The sequence below is a fragment of the Luteolibacter arcticus genome (assembly GCF_025950235.1).
In the GTDB taxonomy this organism is placed as follows: domain Bacteria; phylum Verrucomicrobiota; class Verrucomicrobiia; order Verrucomicrobiales; family Akkermansiaceae; genus Haloferula; species Haloferula arctica.
Genome location: NZ_JAPDDT010000001.1, coordinates 1,010,223 through 1,033,877, shown reverse-complemented (window position 1 = coordinate 1,033,877; position 23,655 = coordinate 1,010,223). Strand labels below are relative to the sequence as shown.

The window sequence follows — 23,655 nt, the reverse complement described above, 5'->3', positions numbered from 1 at the left end:
CCAAGCCGGTTAGAATCGGCTCAGTCCCGCCGGGAAGAGCATGTTCAGCAGCAGGGTCAGGAAGAAATTGAAGACCAGGATGGCCAGCGCGGAGTAAACCATCGCCTGGGTGGTGGAGCGGCCGACGCCGACCGCTCCGCCGCTGGCACGCAGGCCCTGGTGGCAGGAAATGGCGACGATAAGCAGTCCGAAGACGAGGCCCTTGATCAGCGCGATCGAGACGTCGGTCAGGTCGGTGTGCTTGCTCATCTGGCTCATCCAGTAGGCCGGGTTCACATTGAAGGGGCCGGTCCCGACCAAGACGGAGGCCCCGATTCCCAGCGCTGCCGATTCGCCGATCAGCAGCGGGATGGCGATCACCATAGCGATCACCCGCGGCGTGACGAGGTAATCCACCGGGTGCACGCCCATCGAGCGCAAGGCATCGACTTGTTCGGTGACCTGCATGGTGCCGATCTCCGCGGCCATCGCGGCGCCGACCCGGCCGGCCAGCATCAGGGCAGTGACCGAGGGGCCGAGTTCGCGGAGCATGGCCACGCTGACCAGCGCACCCGCCCCCGTTTCCATATTCAAGGCGCTGAACTGGAACAGCGACTGCGCCGCCAGCACCGCGCCGGTAAACGCACCCGTGAGCATCACCACCGGCTGGGACCGGTAGCCGATCTCGACAATTTGCTGCATTACGATCCGCCAGCGGATCTTTCCCTTGAGGAACGACTCGAAAATCCCGCTCACGAGGATCCCGACTTCCCCCAAATAGCGGAGAAAGCCCGTCACCAAGCCGCCGAGGAACTCCAGGAACGCCACGGACGCAGGCTAACGGAGCCAGCCGCCGCTTGGCTAGCGCGACCGTGAAATCCGGCGCTTTGGGAAAAATGACAGATCCGGATTTTTAGACTGCAATTTGCTGAAACCCCTCCGCGTAGTCGCCGGATCATGATCAACGACGACAAGGCGGCGGTCGAAAAGCTTCACGCGACCTACCGGCAGATGAAGAGCGAGCTCGGTCGCGTCATTGTCGGGCAGGAACAGGTCGTAGAGCAGGCGCTGATGGCGATTTTCTGCCGTGGCCATGCCCTGCTCGTGGGGGTGCCCGGTTTGGCCAAGACGCTGCTGGTTTCGACCCTGTCGCGGGCCCTTGATCTCGGTTTCAAGCGCATCCAATTCACGCCCGATCTGATGCCGGCGGACATCACCGGCACGGATGTGCTCGAGGTCGATCCCGAGACCGGCCGGCGCGGCTTCCGTTTCGTCCACGGGCCGATCTTTTCGAATCTGGTGCTGGCGGACGAAATCAACCGCACCCCGCCGAAGACCCAGGCGGCCCTGCTGGAGGCGATGCAGGAGCACCATGTGACCGTCGGCGAGCACACGCTGAATTTGCCCAAACCGTTCTTCGTCCTCGCGACCCAGAACCCGATCGAGCAGGAGGGCACCTACCCGCTACCGGAAGCGCAGCTCGACCGCTTCCTCTTTAACATTCTCGTCGATTACCCGAGCGAGGAGGAGGAGCGCGAGATCATCCGCCGCGTCACCAGCCCGAGCGATACCCAGATCACCCCGCTGATGAATGCTGAAGAGATCCTTCACCTCCAGCAGGTGGTGAAGCGTGTGCCGGTGGGTGATCACGTCATCGACTTCGCCGCGAAGCTGGCCCGCGCGACCCGCCCGAAGGATGTGTCGGCGCCGGACTTCGTGAAGGAGATGGTTGGCTGGGGGGCGGGCCCGCGTGCGGGGATCAGCCTTATTTCCGCGGCGAAAGCCCATGCCGTGCTGCGCGGTCGCTTTCATGCCACGACCGCCGACGTCGCGGCGATCGCGACTCCGGTGCTCCGTCACCGTGTGCTCACTACCTTCAATGCCGAGGCGGCCGGGGTGACCAGCGACGATGTGATCAAGCGGCTGGTGAAGGTCTTGGCTCCGCGTGAAGAATTGGTCGTATAGGCCCCATAAGACCCATTTTTCATGGATTCCCTGAAGCTTCCCGACTGCATGCGCCTGCTCCCCGCGGAGACGATGGGCGTGATGAAGCGGCTCGAGTGGTATGCCCGCCGCCGGATGCAGGGCACTCTAACGGGCCGCCACAGCTCGCCGGACAAGGGCTTCTCGGTCGAGTTCGCCGAGCACCGCCAATACGTCCCCGGGGACGACCCGAAGGACCTCGATTGGCGGGTCATGGCCAAGAGTGACCACAATGTCATCCGCCAGTACATCGAGGAAACCAACCTGCGTGCGACGCTGGCCGTCGATGTGTCCGGGTCGATGAAATACGTGGGCGACCACGCCGCGACGGTAGGGGATCAGCCGCTGTCGAAGCTCGACTACGCCAAGCACCTCGCCGCCGCGCTGGCGTATCTGTTTGTGAAGCAGGGGGATGCCGCAGGGCTGGTCACGTTCGACAAGGAGGTCCGCAGCTTCATCCGCGCCGGTAGCCGGCCTAGCCAGGTGCGGCGCATTCTGGAGGATCTCCATGCCATCGAAGCCGGGGCCGACACCGATGTCGGCAGCGTCCTCCATGGCGTGGCTGAGCGCATTCCGAAGCGTGGTCTAGTCATTCTGATTAGCGACCTCTTCGATGACCCGGCAAAGATCATCGAGGCGCTCCACCATTTCGACTTCCGGCAGCATGAACTGGTGATTTTCCACCTGATGGCCGAGGAGGAGCTGACTTTTCCGTTCAAGAACTTCCAGCGCTTCCGTGATCTGGAGGGCATCGAGGCCATGCTTCGCATCGACCCGCAGGCCGTGCGTGCGGCCTATCTTGAAAAGATCCGCGAGTTCGTGAAGCGCATCGATTCCGCGTGCGGCAAGCTCCGCGCCGACTACGTGCCCGTGAACACGAAAAACCCGCTGCGGGACACCCTGCTGCGCTACTTCGGAGGGCGGAAATAGATGCTTTTCCTTAATCCATGGCTTTTGGCCGGTCTCGGTGCGGTTGCGGTCCCGATCATCATCCACCTCGTCCGCCGCCAGGCCGCGAAGCCGATCGAGTGGGGTGCGATGCGGTTCCTCTTCGACACGGTCGCCATGCGCCGTCGCAAGATGGAGTGGGAGGACCTGCTGCTCATGGCCGCGCGCTGCCTCCTGTTAGGGCTGGTTGCGCTGGCCATTGCCCGGCCTTTTGTTCCGCCGGACTCCAGTGTTCCGTGGCTGTTCGTCCTACCCGCGGCGCTGGTAGGCATTGCCCTGTTAGGTGGATCCTTTGTTCTCGGGGGGAAGGCGAAATGGATCCTGCGGCTTTCCTCGGCCGTGCTCCTGCTTGCCGCGGTCGGGCTGATCCTCCTCGAACGCACGCTGAACTTGAAGCGCTTCGAGGCCAGTGGCAGGCGCGACGTCGCGCTTGTTATCGATGCCTCCTCGTCGATGGAGCTCTCCATGGACGGCAAGACGGTCTTCACCCGCGCCGTGGAGGAGGCGAAGCAGCTCGTGAAGGAAGCTCCGCGCGGCACCGCCTTTCTCGTCGTGCTCGGTGGACCGGCGCCCGAGGCGAAGACCGCGGCTCCGCTGACGCATCGTGCGGATGTTCTTGGCGTGTTGGATTCGCTCAGGCCCATCGGCGGCACCTTCCGCGCCCACGAGGCCCTCGGCGTTGCCACGCTCGGCCTTGCTGAGGGCACCAATGCCTCGAAGGAAATCGTGGTCTTCACCGATGCCCAGCGCACGGGCTGGCGCTTCGACAATCCGAATGCGTGGGACGGTCTCGGTGAGGCGTGGAAGGCGATGCCCTCGAAGCCAAAGCTGCTGCTCCGCGACTTCGGCGTTTCTAGCAGCTTGCGCAATGTCTCCATCGCCGGCGTCGAGACCTCGCGGAGCATTGTCGGCACCGACCGCGAGGTGACCTTGCGGGTGACCGTCGAGAATACCGGCACCGAAGCGGTTACGCCCGGTCCGGTGAGCTTGGAGATCGGCGGCGCGAAGGTTGGGGAGAAGCCGGTTGGTTTGCTCGTCGCCGGACAGAAGGAGACCGTCGAGTTCCGCCATAAATTCTCGCAGCCCGGGCCGCAGGCCGTCGCAGCCCGTCTCGATGCCCGCGACGATCTCTCTGCCGACGACAAGGCCGAGCGCGTGATCCATGTCCGCGGCAATCTCCCGGTGCTGTTAGTCGATGGGAACCCGGCCGGTTCCTTCTTCGAGCGCGCCGCCGGCTATTCCGCCTTCGCTTTGGCCCCTTCGTCGAACTTGCGCCGTGGGAGGACCGCCGGGGAAGGGTATCTGATGGACCCCGAGGTGGTCCCGGCACCGGAATTGAAGGAAGAGGATCTGGAAGACCGCGCGGTCATTGTGTTGGCCGATGTCCCGCGCTTGCCGGAGCGACTCGCGTCGAAGATCGCCGCCAAGATCGCCGATGGCACTGGACTCCTCGTCATTGCCGGACCTCGAGTCGAGGCCGCATTCTACAACCAATGGACGGGAGGCGACGGCCCCTTGCTGCCGATGCCCCTTGGCGAGATCGCGGTCGATGCCGAGGGCGTCTCTCCGTCGCCCGCCACCTTCCTTCATGAAGCGGTCGCGCTTTTCAAGGACGAGAAGAACTCCGACCTCGCCACCGCCAAGGTGAAGCAGTGGCACAAGACCGGCGAGCCGACCGGGGGCGTGCAGGCTGCGGCCTTTGCCAATGGCGATCCTTTCCTGGCTGCAAAGAACTACGGCAATGGTCGTACTTTGCTGGCGACCTGCGCCTTCGATGCCCGCTCGGGGAATCTCCCGGCGCTGCGCGGGTTCGTGCCGCTGCTCCATGAACTCGTCGCTTGGACCGCGGGCCGCGGGGCGGAGCTGAATGTCGACGCCGCGTGGAGCCCGTCGGTGGCCCTGCATGGCTCATCCGGTGGGCTGACCGCCAGCTACTGGCCGAACCGCGAATGGAAGGGGAAGCCGAAATTCGTCCGCACCGATCCCTCGATCGACTTCCGCTGGGGCGACGGAAAGCCGGACCAGCGCCTGCCGGGTGACCGATTCTCGATCGAATGGAGGGGCCAACTCGTCGCGCCGGCCACCGGCGAGTACGAGCTTTCGGCGGAAGTGGACGATGTGCTGCAGCTTCGTCTCGGTGACAGCCAGGCCTTCGAGACTGGCTGGGGACGGAAGGATCTGGGCAAGGTCATGCTGGAAAAGGGGAAGCCGGTTCCTGTCCAAGCCAAGTATTACGAGGAAGGCGGCGATGCCTACGTCCGGCTGTACTGGACTCCACCTGGCGGATCTCGCCAGGTCATCCCCGCGCACGCTTTCCGCCCCGAAAAGCCACGCGAAGCCGGCGAGCCGATGCGTGTGCTCGATCCCACCGGCCTGCCGCGCCAAGCGGTGCTGCGCCCCGCCCGCGTCGGTCGTGAACTTGCCATCGACGGAGCCGCCGTGCCCGGGATCTATCAGCTCACGCCAGACGAGGAACTCCAAGCTTTGCTCAGTCTGCCTGCCAAGGCTACCCTTCCAGTCGCGGTCCTCCGCGATCCCGGTGAAAGCCACTTCGAGCCGCGGACTCCCGATGACCTCGCGCTGGTCCGCAAGCACGCGGACCTGCTCCAGCCCGCCTCCGTCGGCGACATGATCGGCGTGCTTCAGGGAAAGGGCTTCGGCCGCGAAATCTGGAAGCTGCTCGCGGTCGCCGGCTTCATCCTGTTCCTGTTGGAGAGCGTGCTGGCCCGCTGGGTCTCCCGCAACCGCCGCACCGCGGAAGACGTCCGCGTCGATTTCGGGGGGGACGCCGTTTGGGGTGGCCGGCGTTGACACGTTCTCCCCTCCCGTTGGCGCTTGGCACTTGCTGCTTGGCTCTTCAGCTTCCCCGCCATGCGGAAGTGGTGGCTTCATCTCATGCTCCTCGCGGCGATTGCCGTCGCGGCGCTGGGAATCACGCGGTTGCGGTTCGACACCGACATCCTTTCGATGCTGCCCGGCGAGCTGCCGGAGGTGAAGGGGCTCAAGGCTCAGCATCAGGCTTTCGCCCGGCAGGATGAAGCCATTCTCCTGCTGGAGACGGGGGTCGCCGGCGGGGACCACGATGAAGAGCACAGCCCCGCCAAGCTCGCCCAGTCCCTCGCGGCGCATCTGGAGAAGGACGGCGTCGTCAAACGCGCCCGCTGGCAACCGCAGTGGACGGCCGATCCGCAGGGACTCTCCGAACTGCTTGCCTACCTCTGGCTGAACGGTGACCCCGCTGAGGTCCGTGCTCTCGCCGGTCGTCTCTCGGCGGAAAATTCCCAGGCCACGCTCGATGCCGCGCTTGAGGAAATCGCAACCTCCCTGTCCGGCCAAGACCTCGCGCTTCAGGCGCATGATCCTTTCGGGTTCCTCGCTCATCCCGCCGTGGCCGATGTCCTCGGCTCTTCCTCCGGTGGCGGCGGTGCGAATTTCTCCAGTGCCGACGGCACCGCGCATCTGATCTTCCTCGATGCTCCGCGCGAGATTCCCGGCTATCGCGAAGCGGGAGCTTGGCTCGATCAGGTCCGCGCCTCCATCGCGAACTGGCAAGCCGCTCAAGATACCGCCACCCACGATCCCTCTGCACCGGTATCACCCAGCACTCGCATTTCCCTGACCGGCGAGCCCGCCTTCTCCTCGGAAATCGGCCTGGCAATGGAGAAGGACATGAGCGGCTCCATCGGTCTCACCCTCACGCTCATCGCCTTGCTGTTCTGGTGGATGCAGCGCCGGTTGATGCTTCTTCACGGCTTGGTGCTCACCCTGTGCCTCGTCTTCGCGGTTGCCCTCGGCGTCGCCGGGTGGGTCTATGGCGAGCTCTCCATCATGGCGCTCGCTTCGGCGGAAATCCTCATCGGCCTCGCCACCGACTACGGGCTCGTCATCTGCCAGGAAGCGAAGGTCGCCGGGCACGATCGGAAGAAGCTCCTCCATGCCAGCGGCAGGCCGGTGCTCTGTGGAGCCCTCACCACCGCCGTCGTTTTCTCCGCCCTGAATCTCGGCGGCCTGCCGGGCATGGCCCAGCTCGGTTCCATCGTCGGCTGGGGGTTGCTCGCCGCCGGCGTTCTCATGATCGTGTTTTACCTCCCGTGGGTCGCGAGATTCGGCGTCGATCGCGCCCCGGCCGAGGACGAGGCGAAGTGGATTCCGGACCGCCGGAATTCCTGGCTCATCACCGCGGCCATCAGTGGCCTCGCCCTCGCGGTTCTCGCTTGGAAAGGGATGCCGGGCGTTGAGTTCGATTCCAAGATCATGCGCCCGCGGAACAGCACCGCGATGGAAGGTTTCGAGCGCATGCGCGAGAAGTTCCCGGACAAGGATCCGCGCCTTCTCCGCATCGTCGTCCAAGCTCCCGACGATGCCACCATGCTTGCCCGCCTCCGCGAGGCTGAGAGCCGGCTCGCTCAAGCCGGGAAAGATGGCGTCCTTCTCGAATCCAGCCTGCCCGCCGCCTGGTGGCCGGACCCCGTGAAGCAAGAAGAGAACCGCGCCGTGCTCCTCGCCATGGCACGCGATGCCCCGCGCCTCCTCGCTGCCGCGGATGCCACGGGCTTCACGGAGGAGGGCACCGCTCTCGGGCGGCAGATCCTTGGCTTTCTGGAGAAGGCCGAGCCCGGCTTCTATCCCGCTTCACCCGCCGCGCGGGAAATCATGCGCCTTTTTCTCCAACGCGATGAAACGCAGGGCGGAGGACTCGTCCTCGGCTCCGTCCTGCCCGATCCGTCGGTCGATCCTCTCACTCCCGGCTACCCACGCCTGCGCGCGCTGAATGCGGAGGGCATCTGGCTCAGTGGCTGGAGTCTTTTCAAGCCCGCCATTGCCGGCCTCGTGAAGGATGACATGACCCGCATGCTCGTCCCGATGGGCGTGCTTCTGTTAGGCATGATGTTCCTCATCTTCCGCCGTATCCGCGATGTGTCATTGGCCCTCTTCACCATGGTGATCAGCACCCTCGTCCTGCTCGCCGCCATGACCCTCTTCGGCCTCAAGTGGAACTTCGTCAACCTGATGGCCACCCCGCTCCTGTTAGGCACCGGCATCGACTACGCCATCCACGTCACCCTTACCCTGCGGCGCACCGGCATGTGCTTCAAGGAGCTCTGGAACGGCACGGGAAAGGCGCTGCTGTTCTGCGGTGCGTCGAACGTCATCGGCTTCGGCTCGCTGATGTTTTCATCCAGCGATGCCTTGGTGAGCCTCGGACAAGTCGCGGTCATAGGCATCCTGCTCTCCATGGCTTTCTCGATCTTCCTGCTGCCAGGGTGGCACGCCCGCGGAGTGGGCCCCGCGGATCGCTGAGAACAGGAATGCACCTTGTGAAGGCAACGGCCCGCAATTAGGCCCTTGTTCCGTGAGTGCCTTTCTCAACCAATTTCCCGCTACCGATCCCGGCGGCATCCTTGATCTGCGGGACCGTCAGTTTGCCGCGGAGCTGATCGCTACCGCCTTGCTTCACTTGGATCTGTTCACTTGGCTGGAGGCGAATCCCGGCGTGACGTCCGCTGCGATCGCGGAGCACTTCGGCATCAAGGAACGTCCGACCGACGTGATGCTCACGCTGTGCCGGGCCTATGGGTTCGTAGCAGGCGACCCAAATCGGGTAAGCCTTACACCGATGGGGCGCGAGCATCTGGTGAAGGGCTCGCCGTGGTTCCTTGGGCCTTACTTCGTGCCGGTGCGCGATACGCCGGTGGTGCGGGGGTTCCTCGATGTCCTGAGAACCGGCAAGCCCGGCAATTGGCAGGCGAAGAGCGATGGTAAGGGCTGGCACGAGTCGATGCTCGATCCCGAGTTCGCCCGCGAATTCACCGAGTTGATGAACTCCCGCGGTCTCGTCTTCGGTCAAGCGCTGGCCCGGGAACTGACGCCGCTGTTAGGCCCGCGTCGCACGCTGCTGGATGTCGGCGGTGGTTCTGGGATCTATTCGTCCACGCTTGTCGCTCACCATCCGCAATTGCGGGCGAGCGTGCTGGAGCAGTCACCGGTGGATGTCATCACTCGTTCGGAGATCGCGCGCCACGGACTCGAAGAGAAGGTGGAGGTGATCACCGCGGACATGTTCGCGAATGACTGGCCGCAATCGGAGATCATCCTGCTGTCGAATGTCCTGCACGACTGGGATTTCCCGGAGGTTCGTCTGCTACTGGAGAGGGCGGCAAAGGCTCTGGCGCCCGACGGCCTGCTGGTGATCCACGACGCCTTCATTCGCGATGACAAGTCCGGGCCGGTGGCAGTGGCGGAATACTCGGCGCTGCTCATGAACATCACCCAGGGGAAATGCTACACGCCGATGGAGCTGGGTGGTGTGCTGACGGACCTCGGGTTCCGAGTCGGTCTCTTTCACGACACCGTGGCACACCGTGGATTCCTGCACGCAATGAAAGGTGGATCGCCGTGAGTCGGGAAGCTGCTTGAAAATTCCGGGTGAGGTGAGAGTGCGGTAAGGCTGAGGTCCGCTTTGTTGGCGACCGGGAGCTGGCGCTGCATCGTGCGGAATGCGTTCACGGAATTGTCACGGTCAGGTCGTGGCGGCGTGGTTCCGAGTTGGGGATGGATGAAGTGTCGGCTCCGCATGAGGCGGATCGCCAGCATCGGAATCCGCTTCCTCCCGGCGCTCCATTTTCATTCCCATGAAACCACGCTACCTGCTTCTGACGGCCGCGATCATGCCCGCGGCCACGCTCTCCGCCGCCGAGCGGATCCTTGTCGACTTCGGCCAAGCCACGGAGACGACCGCCAGCCCAGACATCTTTGCCCAGCACTGGAACAATCTTCCCGGTGTCGGTCTCCAGACGAACAACGCCATCGTCAATGACCATGGTGCTCCCTCTGGCCTCACCATCGCGGTGACCGATGCCTTCAGCGCCGTATCCACGAACTCGCTCGGCGGTGAAACCATCTACGTGCCGAATGCCACCACCGACTTCGCCTACGTCAACAAGACCACCAATACTACGGCCAAGATCCTGGTCAGCGGCCTGAATGCGGCACGCGTGTATGACTTCAAGTTCTTCGTCTCCAGCAATCGTGTGGCTCCCCAGGTGTTCTTGACCAACTACACCGTGGCGGGAGCCACCACCGCGACGACATCGCTGGAAGCCATCGGCAATCGGAATCGTGTCGCTTCCGTTTCCAGCATGGTCCCCGATGCCTTGGGGAGGATTGAAATCACCTTGGCCGCCGCCTCCACGTCCACCGAGTTCGGAGGCATCGGGGTGCTGGAAGTGGTAGGTCGCGATCCTTCCGAACCCGTCGCACCGGATCCCCAGCAGGTCGATTGGTCCTTTGCTGGCCAGACGCCGAACCCCGCCGCCGAGCCGAACCCCGCCAATCCCGACGGCCTCACTGCCTATGTCTGGGAAGCCGCGGATGGCTTCAGCGGCCATGTCGGTGCCGGCGAATCGCTCCGCCGCGCCGGCTTCCACGTGATGCCGCTGCCGCTTGACCGGCCGCCCTTCGAGTTCTCCGATAATCCGCAAGATGACGTGGACCTCATCGTCTTCGGCTCCTTCGTCAGCCAGGATCCACGATACGCGACCTACATGGCCACCTATGGAGAGATCCTGGACGATTACGTGGACCGCTGCGGCTATCTCGTCCAGCTCGCACAGGCGGATCAGACCGAGGTGCAGCCCGTCTTCCTGCCGGACACGCAGAATGCCGCGCGCGTGGATACCGACTTTGCGGAGGCCTTCATCCTTTCGCCAACGCACCCGATGATCCAGGGCTTTCCGACCAATGCCGGGGGCAAGATCTTTTACACCCAGCCGCACATCACGCCCCATCTGGACGATGTCATTTGGGAAGCCTTCTCGTCCTTCGCCGGTTTCGAGGTGATCCTCGCCGGCGATGCGCGTGCCCGCTTCCCCGGGTTGATGGAGGGCGCCTACGGCCAGGGCCAGCTCCTGCTCGCCGCGATGGCTCCGGACAAGATCATTAGCGCTTCCACCGGTGCAGAGCAGGCAGACGCCGCCTATGGCCAGTTCAACGAGGCCTTCTTCGACAACCTCTACACGCACACCCGCAAGGTCCGCGACCGCGAGGCACCGCCGATCATGGTGACTCCACAGCCTGGCGACTCCGAGATCGCGGAAGGCGCGTGGACCATCGCGCTGCTTCCGGATACCCAGATCTATTCGCAGAATCGCCCCGGCGTCTTCTCCGCCCAGACGGCGTGGCTGCGCGACAATGCGAACCGCTACAACATCCGCATGGCGCTTCACCTCGGCGACATCGTCAATGTCAACTCACAGCCCGAGTGGAAGGCCGCGCGCGAATCGATGGCGCTGCTCGACGGTCACATCCCGTATGCCTTCGTTCCCGGGAACCATGACTACGGTCCGAGCGGCAATGCCTCTACCCGGGACACGTTCATGAATGACTATTTCCTCTACGATGACTACTCCGCCCGCCCGAACTTCGGCGGCGCGATGGTCGAGGGGGAAATGGACAACAGCTACCACTTCTTCCAGGCCGGCGGCTACGACTGGATCGTGATGTGCCTCGAGTGGGGACCGCGCGAAAGCACCATCGAGTGGGCGGATTCCATCCTCGCCCAGCATCCCGACAAGAAGGCGATCCTCGTGACCCACGCCTTCATGAACAACAACGACCTGCGCTACGACCACACCGACCCGGTCAACCCGCAGGCCTACAATCCGCATGCCTACAACACGCCTGGCGGCGTCAATGACGGCGAGCAGCTCTGGCAGAAGCTCGTGAAGAAGCACAACTTCGTCCTGACGGTGAATGGCCACGTGCTCGGCGATGGTACCGGCTTCCGCACCGACGCCAACACCGCCGGTCAGCAGGTTCATCAGATGCTGGCGAACTACCAGTTCCTCTCGCCGCTCGGTGGCAACGGCTACCTGCGCTTGCTGATCGTGAATCCCGACGGCCGCGTGGAAGTGAAGAGCTATTCGCCGATCTATAATGACTTCCGCGCGGAAGCCGACCAGACCTTCGAGTTCGACTTCGAGTGGTTTCAGCCCGCCGACACCAACGACAATGGCAAGGCGGACTACTTCGACCCCGAGCTCGACAGCGACAACGACGGGATCAACAACCGCGAGGAATTCGTCACGCTGCGCGCCAATCCCTACGGCACCGACAGCGATGGCGATGGGATTTCCGATGCAATCGAGAAGCAGATCGGCACGCGCCCGGCGGTCAGCGATCAGCCGGTGGCGGATTCCATCCTGCAGAATGCCGGGCTCTTCGGCTACTTCGCTCGGGAGCAACTGATCGATGTGAACCTCGGGCAATTCCTCATCGAGCCGGAAGGCGGCGTCTTCAAGCTGCGCCTCCAACTCGAAAGCACGAACCAACTTGGCATCCTCCCTTTCGCCCCCACCGGGGAGCCGGTCGAGTGGACCGTGCCGGCCACCGGTGACAAGGCCTTCATGCGAGTCCGCGGCGAGTAACCGCGGTACAGCGGCGCTGGCGGCGTCGCGTCCATAGCAAAAAGGGGAGGGACGGAAACGTCCCTCCCTTTCAATCTTTAGCGGGGTTGGCGATTGGTTGCTAACGCAAGAGGACCGCTTCGTCAGCGAGAGTGGCAGCCCTTTCCTCGCCGGATCACGAGCAAGCCGGCGAGCCCGATACTCCCGAGAAGCACGGCAGAGGGCTCCGGGACGGCCGCAGCGGAGGCCGCCGAGAGCCCGGCGGTATCGCGCAACGCCATCGTCAGCGAGCCGATCGATTGCGAGGCATTCGTCCCATAGGCTTCCGCGGCGAGGCGGGCGCCTAGATGAACGGTGTCGCCCGGATTCATCGTCCAGCTCAGGGTGCCCGTGAAGGCATCGTCGTCCGGCGTGATTCCTCCCGCGCTGAGCTCGGTCCCGGCCAGCAGCAGGTAAGTGACCTCGCCGCCCGCCTCGTGGTATTGGTAGGAGGTCGGGCCGAATCGTTCGAGGTAGGCCGGAAAATAGGCGTCAGGCGCGGGCAGCGGGTCAGCTTCGCCGCGGGGCGTTTCGGACCAGATCGAAACGCTTCCCGCAAAGCCTTCGGTGAATCCGCCGGCATCGGTGAAGCTCCCGTCCAGAACGACATCCAGGAAGAAGGTCTTCGGCCCGCTGCCGAGATAGGTGTAGGCGTCGATGGCTGTCACCCAGCCAGCGGCACTGTTGGTCCCCGGGTTGCTGGTCGCCGAAGCGGAGAGCGTGGGTAGCCCGATGTCGCCGGTGGTGCCGAACTGTCCGGCGGCGGTTGCCGTTCCCCTCGATTCGGTCACGGTGGCGGTATCGGCATTCGCTCCGAAGCCTCCGTGCCCGTCCACGGTATTGTAGGGAATGAAGCTCAGCCCGCCGTTCCGCAGACCGGCCACTTGCGCGGAGGCGGCCATTCCCCAATCCGGGGTCAAGGTCTGGGCGTGACCGTGCTCGAGTAGTGCCGCAAGCAAGGCGGCGGAGAGAACGAGGGATCTTTTCATGAGCGGGGGGAAGCTCGTCAAGGCGTGTAGGGGGGATGCTATCGAAAGCGAAAGCATCCCTTTCTAACAACGCCGCGCAGCCGACTCAAGATCCCAATTCCTCAAGGGAGCCGGGATTTCTGGAAATCCCATTCATCAGGGAGTAGCCTCCTAGTGGACGATCACCGCCATCCACCGGTTCAGGTTTTCGTCCCCCGAGCCGACACGCCCATAACTTCTCCATCGAAATGAAGATCCTGCTTCCCATTCTGCTGTTGCTTTCCTCGCACGGGCTCCGTGCCGACGAGAGTGTCGAGCCAACGCTTCACTACACCCTCAAGATCGGCGAACGCTCATATCAGATTTCGGAAGGGAAGCCGTTCGAGGTCGAGGGGGCGGCCGGGAAAGCGCAGGCGGTCTTGCAAGCCGGGGATCACCGGGTGTTTCCCTATCAGGAATTGGTCTTCAAGTACCCTGCCTACTTCACCTTCGAGGCTGACTTCTCCGATCCGACGGACAAGAGTTGTGACGGCACGATGACCAGCACGTCGCTGTCAGGGATCTTGCCGAGCTTCTTCAAGCTGCTCCACTCGAAGGTGGCGATGACGACTTCGCAGGATCTTAGGCCGCTTTGCCGGCGCCTCTGGCGGCCTGCCGATTCTGCCGATTTTCACCGGGGAGGTGGATCGATTCGGGGAAGTGCTGTGTGAAATTCCTCGGGCCCTCCCCGGATTTGCCCGCTTGACCCTTGCGGACCCGTCTGCGATACGAGCGCCCTATGAAAGCGCTTCTCACTGTGATGCTCTGCGGGGCCACCATCGCCATCTGTCCTGCGGCCGACAAGGCGCCGAAGCTGCCGCGGGGAGTTGTCTCCGCGGAAAAATATGCCGAAGCGAAATCATCGGCGGTCTCTGAAAAGAAACTGATCGTTTACATGTGGAGCGATCTCGAAACCACCTGCCCGAAGTGCCAGGCCGGCACGGAAGCCGCGATGAAGGCCTACAAGTCGAATAAGGACGTAGTGCTGGTCTTCGGCCAGGGCAAGGACACGAATCACGCCCCGGCGTCGCTGCGCGGGCCGCTGACGGAAGCAGTTTCCAAGGTCGGCAATGCGATCCCCATCGTGATGATCGTGGATCCCAGCAATGAGAAGCTGCTCGCGGCAGCCTGTTACAAGCAATTCGCTGAAGATGAGCGCGTCTTCAAGAAGATCCAGAAGGATGCGCAAGCCGCCACCGGCGCCGGCAAAGACGACAAGTCCTGAGTCACCGGCAGGAAGAGCGTAATCATGGGGCTCGCCGTCAAGGCGGGCCTTTTTGTTGCGGGGCGCTTCGCGGAAGTCAGTGGGTTGCGAGAAGGACCTCTTTGCGAGCCGGGATTCCGAGGAATTCGGCCCGGACGGTCATGTCGCTTTCGAGGGACTCGATGACGACTCGACCGGGGCCGGCGAAGGTGATCGGGCTGGAGGCGGCGAGTGCATGGTCATTCGCAGAGCCTTCCAAGGTGGCCCAGGCGATGCCATCGCGGGTGGTGAGCCGGAGACGATCGTATGCGGCGAGATCGAATGATCTGACCTCCCGGCGTTTCAGGGAGATTTGCATGACTTGAAGGGTTGATCTGTTAGATTGGCTCCGGATCGGGGTCCGGGCGGAAGATGTCGGGGTGCGGAATTTCATTCCCCTTGGGGCGGAGTTTCGGTTGCGCGGGTCCGAGGACGGCAACGAGGAGCTCTTCGGACCGGTCTGAAGACCGTCGCTCCCGGGATGGTCAGCGATGGCTCCGGCCTTTCGGGCGGGGCGTGCGGAGAGCACGCTCCCAAGCCGGTGGATTGAGGCTTTCGGGCTCTTTCTCCCACAGGCCGAGGATGACTTCGCGGGCCGCGGCGATGGCCGGACGGTCGGCGTTTTCCCTGAGGTAGCCGACGCAGAGATTTACCGTGGTGCGGAAGTGAGGGAGCGCGACAACGCGGCCGCGGAACTCCGGCGACTCGATGTGACTGACGGCAGCGAGCGTGAGGCCGAGTCCTTCCGCGACCATGTTCAGGACGGTGAGGCATTCATCCACCCGGAAGCGTTGTTGCAGGCGAAGTCCCTGGTCGGCGCAGATCGACTCGATGGCGCGGAAATAGGAGCAGGCGCGGGACACGAAGATCCACGGCTTGGTCTCCAGCAGTTTCCAATCGGGCGAGGCCAGTTCGCGAGCCCAGACAGCGGGCGCGGCGATGCAGAGTTCGACGGCTTCCAGCGCGTGCCACTCGATCCGCGGATGCTCGCAGGTGCCCTCGAAGAAGCCGATGGAGATCGAGCCGTCGTCGATTCCCTCGAGGATCGTGCCACTGCTGCCATTGACCAGACCGTAGCTGAGTTCGGGATGGGCAGCGGTGAGGGCTCCGAGGACCTCGACAATCTTGAGCACTTCGGGCCGGTTGTTGAGGCCGATCACGAGTTCACCGGAAACGGTGTCGCGGAGGTGCTCCGCGCTATGTTTGAAATCGCGAGCAGCCTCCACGATCCGGCGGGCTTTCTCTTGTAGCAGCAGACCCTCGCGGGTCAGCGCCATGCCGCGGGCGCTGCGCTCGAAGAGCTTCACGCCGAGTTCCTCCTCGAGCTGCTTGACCTGGGCGCTGACCGCCGGCTGGCTGGTGAAGAGCTTCTCCGCGGCGCGGGTCAGATTGCCCTCTTCGGCGATCGTGAGAAAGGTGCGGAGTTGGTAGAGTTCCATGACGAGGGTCCGGACGGCGGTTTGACCCCGGCACTCTTCACGATCCCGGCCGTTTCGCCCAATCGACTTTTTGGAACGGGGGTATCCGGCAGGGTGATGGCTGGGTCCGCGGGCTCCGGGTCACCGTCGCTTGACCCGCAGGAACCCCGCGGGCTGGGCCGGGCTGAAGAAGCCGCTGTGGCGGAGTTGCCGGCCATCGGCCTTGTAGAGTCCGGGCACCGGCGTGAAGAGGCTGAGGTCATTGCTCGTCTCCACCTCGAACTCCATTCCGAAGGGCGGACTCCACGTCACGTGCAGGCCACGGGGCGGACCGGGATCGGTTGAGAGCACCGTGAGGGCCGGCTGGTTTACTGGTGGGGAGTTCGGGGCGATGACGAGGTGATTGGTGACCACCTCATCGTAGTCCCGGGTGCGGCTCACCGGATGGTAAATGTCGATATAGACATCGCTGGGACCCGCTGCTTGCCACGTGTTCATGTCGCCGGGATCGCCGGTGAAATCGGTGCCGTAGGTCCAGCCGTTGGTGTCGATGATGTCCGGCAGCGGGGTGGTCTGCGTGGAGCGGAGGGTGCGCACGCGGGTCTGGCCAGCGACGACCGTCTCGCCGGGATCGGCCCACGCAAGAGCCTGCTGGATATCATGCGGGCTGAGGCCTTCGGGAAGGTCTTCTTCCAGATCAAGGGGACGGTTCAGGTAACGCCGGGTCACCCGCACGATGTCGCGCCCGACCACGGCATTCTCCACGCGGTGCAATTGGCCGGTCTGCCCTGGATCGCTCGATGCTTCCCGGTAGAGGACGTGCACGCGATGCTCCGCTTCTGTTCCGGTTGTCAGCGTGACGGTTTCCAAACGGTCCGCTACGACATCATTCGGGGTCAGGGCGGTCCACGTCGCGGGATTGGCCGGGTTGCCTGAGTAATCGACGCCGGCGACGGCACCGTGGGCATCGATGCTTTCCACGACCGTGCGCTCGGTAGTGCCGGGTGTGTCCACCGTCGTATGCAGGGCCATGCCGGCCGTGCCTGCCGTCACCTTGGTCGCCAGCACGGCGGCGTCTGAGGGTTCGACTTCGGGCGGGACATTGCCGGGGGTGAAGTAGTTCTTGTCCCAGGTTCCCGTGGTATCGGTTACCTCGGTGACGACGGTGATCTTGGGATTCTGGATGATCTGTCCGGTCCCGTCCGGCACGACCAGCCGATACTCCGTGGATTGATCGAGGAAGCGCTGACCTTGTTCCGTGATCAAGTGAGCGGAGACCTGAATACTGCTGTCGCCAATGGCGATCCACGTGAAATAGTCGTCAGGGTCCCCGATGTAGTCCACGAACAACTCCACGTCGTAGGCGTAAACCGTCTCCGTGGTTTCGCCTTCTCCGATGCCGAGCGGCAGGACGCCATAGCCGGTGGCGAGCGGAACCTCCTGCCCGGGCGTGGCTCCTGCGAGTGCCTGCTGGACCAGCTCCGTGGGAATGAAGAAGGGAACGGTGGAGGGGCTATATTTCAGGACCGGCGCGGCAGCTTCGACGAGGTCGGTGGCAAGTGTTTGGGTCCAGCTACTGATGTCCACGGTCGAGCCGATGGGTCCCCCGGAGCCAGCCCGTGGCTTGAGGACATATTCCCGTTCGGTGAAGTTGCGGCTGGTTCGCAGGCGGGTGGACCAATGGCGAACATCGACCGTGAGATCCGGAGCACCGGGGACGAGCCAACTTTCATGATCGAAAGGATCGCCGGTGAAGTCCACGCCGTGGAGCGCTCCATTCGGATCCACCACCGTGGTGGTCGAGGCCAGCGTGTCGCCGACGCTCCGGTGTTCCGTACTGGACCAAAGGATGCCCTTTTCCATGGGAGCAAGGCCGGCGAGCGCGGCATCGATCTGCTGCTGGGTATAGACGCCGGGTGGCGCGTGAGCAGGGTAGAAGCCGCGGTCGATGACGGCGTCGGGAAGGATCTCATGCTCGATGAGGTCCGGGAGAGCTTCGGGCTCGATCAAAAGGGTGCCGCCGAAACAGCGGGCCGAGAGGACCAAAAACAAGAGCGGACAGGCTTTCATGGCGGAGGGGAGGTAGGGCGCCGTCGCGTGAACTGCTGCTGTTTGACGCGGGGGCTTCCATGGATCGTAATCAAAAAATCCATCCATCGGGATGTCAAATTCCAGATCAGTGGAAGCGGTCGGCCTGCCTGCTCCCGAGGCGATAAGATCCATCTCAATTTGCAACCAGGCTCTGCAATTTGATTTGCGCGGTTGCCTTGGGACCAGAGCCAGAAAGTCGGCGAGCGCTACTCATGCGATCTCCCGGATCCTTCAAGGTTCAGGAATTTCAGCGGTTTACGAAGCATTCCGCGGGCAGCCAGGTGAGGCGAATCTGCGAGGCATGGGTTCTGCAAAAGGCCTGCCCGTCCGCGCCGGTTCAGCAGTGGCACGCGATTCAGGCCGGAGAACCGAACGATACCGACAACCATGAAAACAACATTCGCTGCGATGGGAGTGGCCGCCTTGGGATCGATCATCCCGCTTTCGGCCCAAGTGACGGAGACGCGGGAGACGACCGAGGTGCAGGAGCACGCCGACGGGTCCGTTACCGAGAAGACGACGACAACCACGACGACCTTCTCGCCGGAAGCGCGAACCAAGGTGGTGAAGTATTTCGAGCCCCACAAATCGGCTCAATACGGACTGCCGCCGGCATGGGTGACCAAGGTCAGGGTAAAGGAGATGCCGGCGACATGGCGAACCAAGACGATCGCTCGCGGCGTGGTGATCACGGAAAAGGAACGCCCTTATCTGGTGGAAGCTCCCTCGGATCTCGTCGGCGTCCTTCCAGCGCCGCCCGCTGAGGTGCGCTACTACGTGGCCGGTGGCAACGTCATTGCCGTCGACAAGAGCTACAAGGTAGTGGACTCGATTCAAATTCCGTCGGTGAGGATCGTGGTGGACGAATGAATGCCCGGAATGAGACCGGTTGGCCTCCAGCCGGTCGGGCTCTTGGGTCCACCCAGCCGCCCGAGTGGGTGCCATGGGTGACTTATTATCAGTTTAGAGCCGCAATTGCGTTAAGGAATAAGTGCGATTTGCATAGGATTACATTTTGATGTAAAACTTGCATTTTGCACATGATGACGCAAAGCGCTTGCATCACAACTTGACGAAATAAACAATCTCCTAAAAGTAACCAATGCTATGAAATACCACACACTGCTCGCAACGACCCTCGCCCTCGCCGTCCCGTCTGGACTCCAAGCGGGCGAAGCCGAAACCACCACTACACAGTCCTATCAGGCGCCGATGACGACGACCCAGCATCAAGGCTGGTACTTGGGCGGCGGGGTCGACTACATGGTCGATTCGGAAGAGCCGTTCTACAACGCCCACCTCGGCTATGATTTTGGCAATGGATCTTCCTTGTTCCTGGAATCGGGTTGGCTGGGTCAGGAGCAAGAACCATCCTTCTTGCTTCCCTTTGTTTCTGCGGATGTGGACATCGTGCCGATCACTCTCAACTACAAGTATGAGTACATGTTCACCGACGCCTTCGGCCTTTACGTCGGTGCTGGCCTCGGCGCTTCGAGCGTGGACGTCAGTGCAGGTTTGGTGAGCGATGACGAGTGGGTTTTCACCGCGCAGGCCTTCGCCGGCCTGGTGTACAACGTCACACCGAACTTCGAAATTTACGCGGGCGCGCGTTATTTGTGGATGGACGACATCAGCCTGTTCGGCGCGAACATCGATGATCTCGACGACGTCGGCGTGGGTGCTGGCATCCGGTTCAATTTCTAACCGGTATTTGGTATTCGGCGAAGAAGCCATTCCCTGCGGGGAGTGGCTTCTTTTTGTTTGGGCAGGCAAGACCCCTGCATCTGAAAGCTCGCCAATTTCGATCACCGCTTTTTAGAATGCGACCCGCATGAACGTCCCCCAACAAAGCGACGCCCCACCTCCTCACGCGCAACTCGTCCAGATGGCGATGGCCCACTGGGTGTCCCACGTGGTGCATGCCGCCGCGAAGCTGGGAATCGCCGATCATCTGGCCGGAGGACCGCAAGGCGCAGTGGCATTGGCGGAGGCAACCGGCACCCATGCGCCATCGCTTTATCGGCTGATGCGCACGCTCGCGAGCCTCGGCATTCTCGAAGAAGATGGAAGCAGCAGGTTCGCACTGACGCCGCTCGGTGAAGCGCTCAAGACCGGTGCGCCGGGCGCGGCACGGGCCACGATCCTGACGGTGGCGAGCGAGTCGTGGGTACAGGGATTCGCGCAGTTGCCGCATTCACTGGCGACCGGGGAAAGCGGCTTCGAAAAGCTGTTCGGCATGCCGATCTTCGATTGGCTGGCTCAGCGGCCGGAAGAGGCCTCGCTATTCAGCGAGACCATGGTCGGCATCCACGGTGGCGAACCCCCGGCGGTGATCGCGGCGTATGATTTCAGCGGGCTGGGGACGATCGTGGACATCGGCGGCGCAACGGGAGATTTGCTCACCACGATCCTCCAGCGCTATCCCAACTCACAGGGCGTTCTCTATGATCTTCCCCATGTGGTTCTCGACGCTCCCGCGCTGATCGCGGCGCGGGGGCTGACGGATCGGATCCTGATTGAATCCGGCAGTTTCTTCGACGACGTCCCGGCCGGTGCTGATGCGTATCTGCTCTCACACATCATTCACGATTGGTCGGAGGAGCAGTGCCTCACGATCCTCGGTCACTGTCGCCGCGCGATGCATCCTGGCAGCCGCTTGCTGCTCATCGAAATGGTTTTGCCTGCCGGGAATACTCCCCATCCTGGCAAGATGCTCGACATGATGATGCTCGTCGGCCCGGGCGGACAGGAACGCACGGAACCGGAATACGCCGCGCTCCTTGCCAAGGCCGGCCTGCAATTGAAGCGGGTGGTGCCCACGGCATCGCCGGTCAGCGTCGTCGAGGCGCGGATCGCCCAGGTATGATGGAGCCGTCCCTTGCGGACCTAGTTTCAGGCGGAGCGGCGGCGGCGGAGCAACCCTCCAGCCAAGGCGAATGACAGCACCGCGACAGCGGTCGGCTCCGGCACGACAGTGGCGTTGGAGATGCTCACGTTGTCGTAGCGGACGGTAGGGAATGGATAGCCGCCGGTGGTCGCGGCGAAGAAGAGTGCGATGGTACTAGAGCCATCGTAGCTGAAATCCAGGGTGATGGCGTTGCCAGCGGCCGAATAGGTGGAGGAGGCCAGCAGGCTTGATGACGCGCTGCCCAAGGCCTGCAACTGGCCGGTCTGTGAATTCAGGATGAGGGCGCTTCCGCTGGAATGGGTGAGATCGTAGCCGGAACCTGACCACACGCTCACAGTGGCAGTGTCATTCGCGTCGCCAGAGTACGTGGTGATGTCGAAGGTCACCTTGTAGTTCCCGGCCGATGGAAAAAGGGTGGGGGAGAGCAGGACCGCTGCGCTGCGGAAGCCGCTGTCGCTGGAGACCTGCAGGCTTTCGGAAGGCAAGGTGATGGTGGGACCGGAGCGGACCCATTCGCCGAAGCTCAGATGGGAGCCGTAGTAGCCGCCCAGGTAGGAGTTCGGTTTGTCGGCGAGAACGGTCGTCGTTGGGAAGTTCTCGGTGAATACCGTGGCGGCATTGGTGGCTGAGCACGCGACAAGCGTGGCCATGGCGGTGCCCTTCAGAGCACCCGCAAGGGGGATCGTTTTCATGTTCTGGGGTGGAGTGAATGCAACAGCGGGTGGGGAGGAAGTGGGGAACCCGCGCCCCGGGATCTATTTAAAATTTACTAATAATCAAGTTGAAATTTTGGAATTAATGAATGTTTGGATAGCTGTAAAATGCACGAGTTGCAGGGATTGTCCGACCTCGGACGCGGGTCGGATGGGGGCGGCTACTGATCGATATCCCGCGTGCGAATGGTGAATTGAGAGGTCCGATGTTGGTGGGAGAGAGTGGAGCTCGTGGGGACATGGCTTGACTCCGCGGAAAAGTAAAAATATCAAGAGTTCATGATATTTTTAAAATGTCCCGCGGTTGCCGCCGTCCTCGCCGCCAGCCTTTTGTCCGGATGTGATCGGCTGAAATCCGCGGCGGGCGCGACAGCGTCTCCCGAGGTGGTGGCGAGCGAGACGGTTCCTACGCAACCGCAACTCGATCTGGATACATCGCGCGAGGCTTTTGCCACGGCTGGAAATGGCGGTTCACCGCACTTTGCCAAGGTGATCGGCCGCCTCGATGTCGGGGGGAAGATGATCCAGTTCCAAGATCACGAAGGCCGCCGGGATATCTTTATCGAGGTGCTCAAAGCGGTTCTCGCCGCGGTGCCCGATCGGCAGGTCCAAGCGAGCATCAATCCCGCGGCGATGGTCGATGCCTCCGGTCTCGCGGCGGCCGCTGCCTCCGGCCGAAGTGTGATCAAGGATGATGATGCGTGGTTGATGCGCGGATACGACTACCTGCCGGATGGACCTCAGGGCCTTTCCAGGCTGGTGGGTAAGGAGCCTTTCCCTTTCCAGAGTCCCGCGCTGATTCCTGCTGCCACTGACCTGGTGGTGGAAACCCGTCTGGATGCGTCATTTCTACCGGAGCTGATCACCCGGATCTGCACGGCTGCCGGCAATCCCGCCGCCGCCGGCCAGTTCTTGGAGGTGAAAGCGCCGACTGGCTATACGGTTCAGGGGCTCATGGAAAAGGCCAACCTCCACGTGATCCTGGCCGTGGACGTTTCCTCATGGGCGGACAAGCCGGTGGTGCCGAAGCCGGTGGACTACTTCCTTCGCATCGATGGCGGAAAGGATCTTCTCACGATGTTGCTTCCAGAGATTGAGAAAGCTCTCGGCAAGCCTTCCGCGATCGGCACTCGCAAGGGTTGGGAGCTTCCGCTGCCAGCGATCGGCATGGAGACCAAAGGCCTGGTGCTTTTCGATGACGCCGGCACGGTCACGGTTGCCAGCCGGAGTGACTATCTCAAGTTCGTGGACACCGCCGCGATGAAGCTTGCCGGTTGGAAGGAGTACCAGGCCGCCACCAATCATTTCCCGCAGGGAGGCAATCTGCTGGTCTACGCCTCCCCGCAAGTGCCGGTGGTGCTGGGTTGGCTGATCCGTCAGGCGGCCAAGCAGAGCAAGGAGGAGGGTGCCGAGTTCATCGTGAAGGCGACGGAGTATCTACAGCCGCGCTCGTATTCGCTGTGCGTGGCGCATGAGAAGGACGGCACCGCTTTCACCGCCGAGCTCCCCTTTGCCGCGGAGATGGATCTCGGATCGACCTTGCCCGTGCTCACCGCCACCAGCACCCTGTTCGTCGGTGCCCGGGCGTGGAAGAAGGGCTCCGACCGCGCTGCGTGCGTCATCAACTGCCGCAATGTCCAGCAGGCCGTGCGCGCCCATCAGAACATGAATGAGCTCAAGCCCGGCACGCCGATTCCGTGGGACCAGATCTTCGGCAATCATCTCGATGCGCGCCCGCTCTGCATCCCCGGGGCGACCTATACCTACGCGAAGGGCATTCCGGCGATCGGAAAGCTGGCCTGCACCTGCAGCGATCCTGACCACGCCATTCCGGATCACGCGAATTGGTGAGAGCGTCGCCGTTCTACGGCCGTCTGCAAGGCATCGACGAGGCGTCGCCGCAGAAGACCTGCGGGACGCCT

Annotated in this window: 18 protein-coding genes; 12 read left to right on the top strand and 6 right to left on the bottom strand. The window is 62.9% G+C overall.

From position 1 onward, the window contains the following. Positions 1–9 precede the first annotated feature (9 nt). Positions 10–807, bottom strand: coding sequence for an MlaE family ABC transporter permease (locus OKA05_RS04320; RefSeq protein WP_264485874.1), 798 nt, complete (start codon positions 805–807; stop codon positions 10–12). Positions 808–936: 129 nt separating this feature from the next. On the opposite strand from OKA05_RS04320, the gene OKA05_RS04315 reads away from it, so the two are divergent. From OKA05_RS04315 to OKA05_RS04290, 6 genes are all read left to right on the top strand, one after another. Beyond that, complete coding sequence (locus OKA05_RS04315; RefSeq protein ID WP_264485873.1) at positions 937–1,944, top strand: AAA family ATPase; 1,008 nt, start codon at positions 937–939, stop codon at positions 1,942–1,944. Between the two features lie 21 nt (positions 1,945–1,965). Then, positions 1,966–2,892: a DUF58 domain-containing protein gene (locus OKA05_RS04310; RefSeq protein ID WP_264485872.1), complete on the top strand. Its 927-nt coding sequence runs from the start codon at positions 1,966–1,968 to the stop codon at positions 2,890–2,892. Further along, positions 2,893–5,721: a PA14 domain-containing protein gene (locus tag OKA05_RS04305; protein ID WP_264485871.1), complete on the top strand. Its 2,829-nt coding sequence runs from the start codon at positions 2,893–2,895 to the stop codon at positions 5,719–5,721. It abuts the gene before it with no gap. Positions 5,722–5,781: 60 nt separating this feature from the next. Then, positions 5,782–8,211: an MMPL family transporter gene (locus tag OKA05_RS04300; RefSeq protein ID WP_264485870.1), complete on the top strand. Its 2,430-nt coding sequence runs from the start codon at positions 5,782–5,784 to the stop codon at positions 8,209–8,211. A 52-nt stretch (positions 8,212–8,263) separates the two neighbouring features. Further along, on the top strand, positions 8,264–9,310 hold the full coding sequence (locus tag OKA05_RS04295; protein WP_264485869.1) for a methyltransferase: 1,047 nt from the start codon (positions 8,264–8,266) through the stop codon (positions 9,308–9,310). Positions 9,311–9,542: 232 nt separating this feature from the next. Then, positions 9,543–12,335 (top strand): metallophosphoesterase, encoded by a 2,793-nt coding sequence (locus tag OKA05_RS04290; protein ID WP_264485868.1) that lies wholly within the window; start codon positions 9,543–9,545, stop codon positions 12,333–12,335. Positions 12,336–12,457: 122 nt separating this feature from the next. On the opposite strand, the gene OKA05_RS04285 is transcribed toward OKA05_RS04290, so the two are convergent. Further along, on the bottom strand, positions 12,458–13,342 hold the full coding sequence (locus OKA05_RS04285) for a PEP-CTERM sorting domain-containing protein (RefSeq protein WP_264485867.1): 885 nt from the start codon (positions 13,340–13,342) through the stop codon (positions 12,458–12,460). A 227-nt stretch (positions 13,343–13,569) separates the two neighbouring features. On the opposite strand from OKA05_RS04285, the gene OKA05_RS04280 reads away from it, so the two are divergent. Further along, entirely contained in the window at positions 13,570–14,031 is a 462-nt protein-coding gene (locus OKA05_RS04280; RefSeq protein ID WP_264485866.1) for a hypothetical protein, read from the top strand. A gap of 68 nt (positions 14,032–14,099) precedes the next feature. Further along, positions 14,100–14,585, top strand: a complete 486-nt coding sequence (locus tag OKA05_RS04275) for a hypothetical protein (protein WP_264485865.1) — start codon at positions 14,100–14,102, stop codon at positions 14,583–14,585. Between the two features lie 76 nt (positions 14,586–14,661). On the opposite strand, the gene OKA05_RS04270 is transcribed toward OKA05_RS04275, so the two are convergent. The 3 genes from OKA05_RS04270 to OKA05_RS04260 all read right to left on the bottom strand — a co-directional run bounded on the left by OKA05_RS04270 (position 14,662) and on the right by OKA05_RS04260 (position 18,091). Next, positions 14,662–14,922, bottom strand: a complete 261-nt coding sequence (locus OKA05_RS04270) for a DUF2917 domain-containing protein (RefSeq protein ID WP_264485864.1) — start codon at positions 14,920–14,922, stop codon at positions 14,662–14,664. 166 nt (positions 14,923–15,088) lie between these two features. Beyond that, entirely contained in the window at positions 15,089–16,042 is a 954-nt protein-coding gene (locus OKA05_RS04265) for a LysR family transcriptional regulator (protein WP_264485863.1), read from the bottom strand. A gap of 120 nt (positions 16,043–16,162) precedes the next feature. Continuing rightward, positions 16,163–18,091 carry a hypothetical protein gene (locus tag OKA05_RS04260; RefSeq protein WP_264485862.1) on the bottom strand — a complete coding sequence of 643 codons (1,929 nt, stop codon included), beginning with the start codon at positions 18,089–18,091 and terminating at the stop codon, positions 16,163–16,165. A 408-nt stretch (positions 18,092–18,499) separates the two neighbouring features. On the opposite strand from OKA05_RS04260, the gene OKA05_RS04255 reads away from it, so the two are divergent. The 3 genes from OKA05_RS04255 to OKA05_RS04245 all read left to right on the top strand — a co-directional run bounded on the left by OKA05_RS04255 (position 18,500) and on the right by OKA05_RS04245 (position 20,978). Further along, positions 18,500–18,982 carry a hypothetical protein gene (locus OKA05_RS04255; RefSeq protein ID WP_264485861.1) on the top strand — a complete coding sequence of 161 codons (483 nt, stop codon included), beginning with the start codon at positions 18,500–18,502 and terminating at the stop codon, positions 18,980–18,982. Positions 18,983–19,219: 237 nt separating this feature from the next. Continuing rightward, positions 19,220–19,816: an outer membrane protein gene (locus tag OKA05_RS04250; RefSeq protein WP_264485860.1), complete on the top strand. Its 597-nt coding sequence runs from the start codon at positions 19,220–19,222 to the stop codon at positions 19,814–19,816. A gap of 127 nt (positions 19,817–19,943) precedes the next feature. Further along, entirely contained in the window at positions 19,944–20,978 is a 1,035-nt protein-coding gene (locus tag OKA05_RS04245; RefSeq protein ID WP_264485859.1) for a methyltransferase, read from the top strand. A gap of 26 nt (positions 20,979–21,004) precedes the next feature. On the opposite strand, the gene OKA05_RS04240 is transcribed toward OKA05_RS04245, so the two are convergent. Next, complete coding sequence (locus OKA05_RS04240; RefSeq protein WP_264485858.1) at positions 21,005–21,712, bottom strand: PEP-CTERM sorting domain-containing protein; 708 nt, start codon at positions 21,710–21,712, stop codon at positions 21,005–21,007. Between the two features lie 300 nt (positions 21,713–22,012). On the opposite strand from OKA05_RS04240, the gene OKA05_RS04235 reads away from it, so the two are divergent. Next, a complete protein-coding gene (locus OKA05_RS04235; protein ID WP_264485857.1) occupies positions 22,013–23,584 on the top strand; it encodes a hypothetical protein in 1,572 nt (523 codons plus the stop codon). The last annotated feature ends 71 nt before the right edge of the window (positions 23,585–23,655 follow it).

Coding starts and splice junctions, on each gene's coding strand:
- OKA05_RS04315 (WP_264485873.1), top strand. CDS start 937: ATGATCAACGACGACAAGGCGGCGGTCGAAAAGCTTCACGCGACCTAC.
- OKA05_RS04310 (WP_264485872.1), top strand. CDS start 1,966: ATGGATTCCCTGAAGCTTCCCGACTGCATGCGCCTGCTCCCCGCGGAG.
- OKA05_RS04305 (WP_264485871.1), top strand. CDS start 2,893: ATGCTTTTCCTTAATCCATGGCTTTTGGCCGGTCTCGGTGCGGTTGCG.
- OKA05_RS04300 (WP_264485870.1), top strand. CDS start 5,782: ATGCGGAAGTGGTGGCTTCATCTCATGCTCCTCGCGGCGATTGCCGTC.
- OKA05_RS04290 (WP_264485868.1), top strand. CDS start 9,543: ATGAAACCACGCTACCTGCTTCTGACGGCCGCGATCATGCCCGCGGCC.
- OKA05_RS04285 (WP_264485867.1), bottom strand. CDS start 13,342: ATGAAAAGATCCCTCGTTCTCTCCGCCGCCTTGCTTGCGGCACTACTC.
- OKA05_RS04280 (WP_264485866.1), top strand. CDS start 13,570: ATGAAGATCCTGCTTCCCATTCTGCTGTTGCTTTCCTCGCACGGGCTC.
- OKA05_RS04275 (WP_264485865.1), top strand. CDS start 14,100: ATGAAAGCGCTTCTCACTGTGATGCTCTGCGGGGCCACCATCGCCATC.
- OKA05_RS04270 (WP_264485864.1), bottom strand. CDS start 14,922: ATGCAAATCTCCCTGAAACGCCGGGAGGTCAGATCATTCGATCTCGCC.
- OKA05_RS04265 (WP_264485863.1), bottom strand. CDS start 16,042: ATGGAACTCTACCAACTCCGCACCTTTCTCACGATCGCCGAAGAGGGC.
- OKA05_RS04260 (WP_264485862.1), bottom strand. CDS start 18,091: ATGAAAGCCTGTCCGCTCTTGTTTTTGGTCCTCTCGGCCCGCTGTTTC.
- OKA05_RS04255 (WP_264485861.1), top strand. CDS start 18,500: ATGAAAACAACATTCGCTGCGATGGGAGTGGCCGCCTTGGGATCGATC.
- OKA05_RS04250 (WP_264485860.1), top strand. CDS start 19,220: ATGAAATACCACACACTGCTCGCAACGACCCTCGCCCTCGCCGTCCCG.
- OKA05_RS04245 (WP_264485859.1), top strand. CDS start 19,944: ATGAACGTCCCCCAACAAAGCGACGCCCCACCTCCTCACGCGCAACTC.
- OKA05_RS04240 (WP_264485858.1), bottom strand. CDS start 21,712: ATGAAAACGATCCCCCTTGCGGGTGCTCTGAAGGGCACCGCCATGGCC.
- OKA05_RS04235 (WP_264485857.1), top strand. CDS start 22,013: ATGATATTTTTAAAATGTCCCGCGGTTGCCGCCGTCCTCGCCGCCAGC.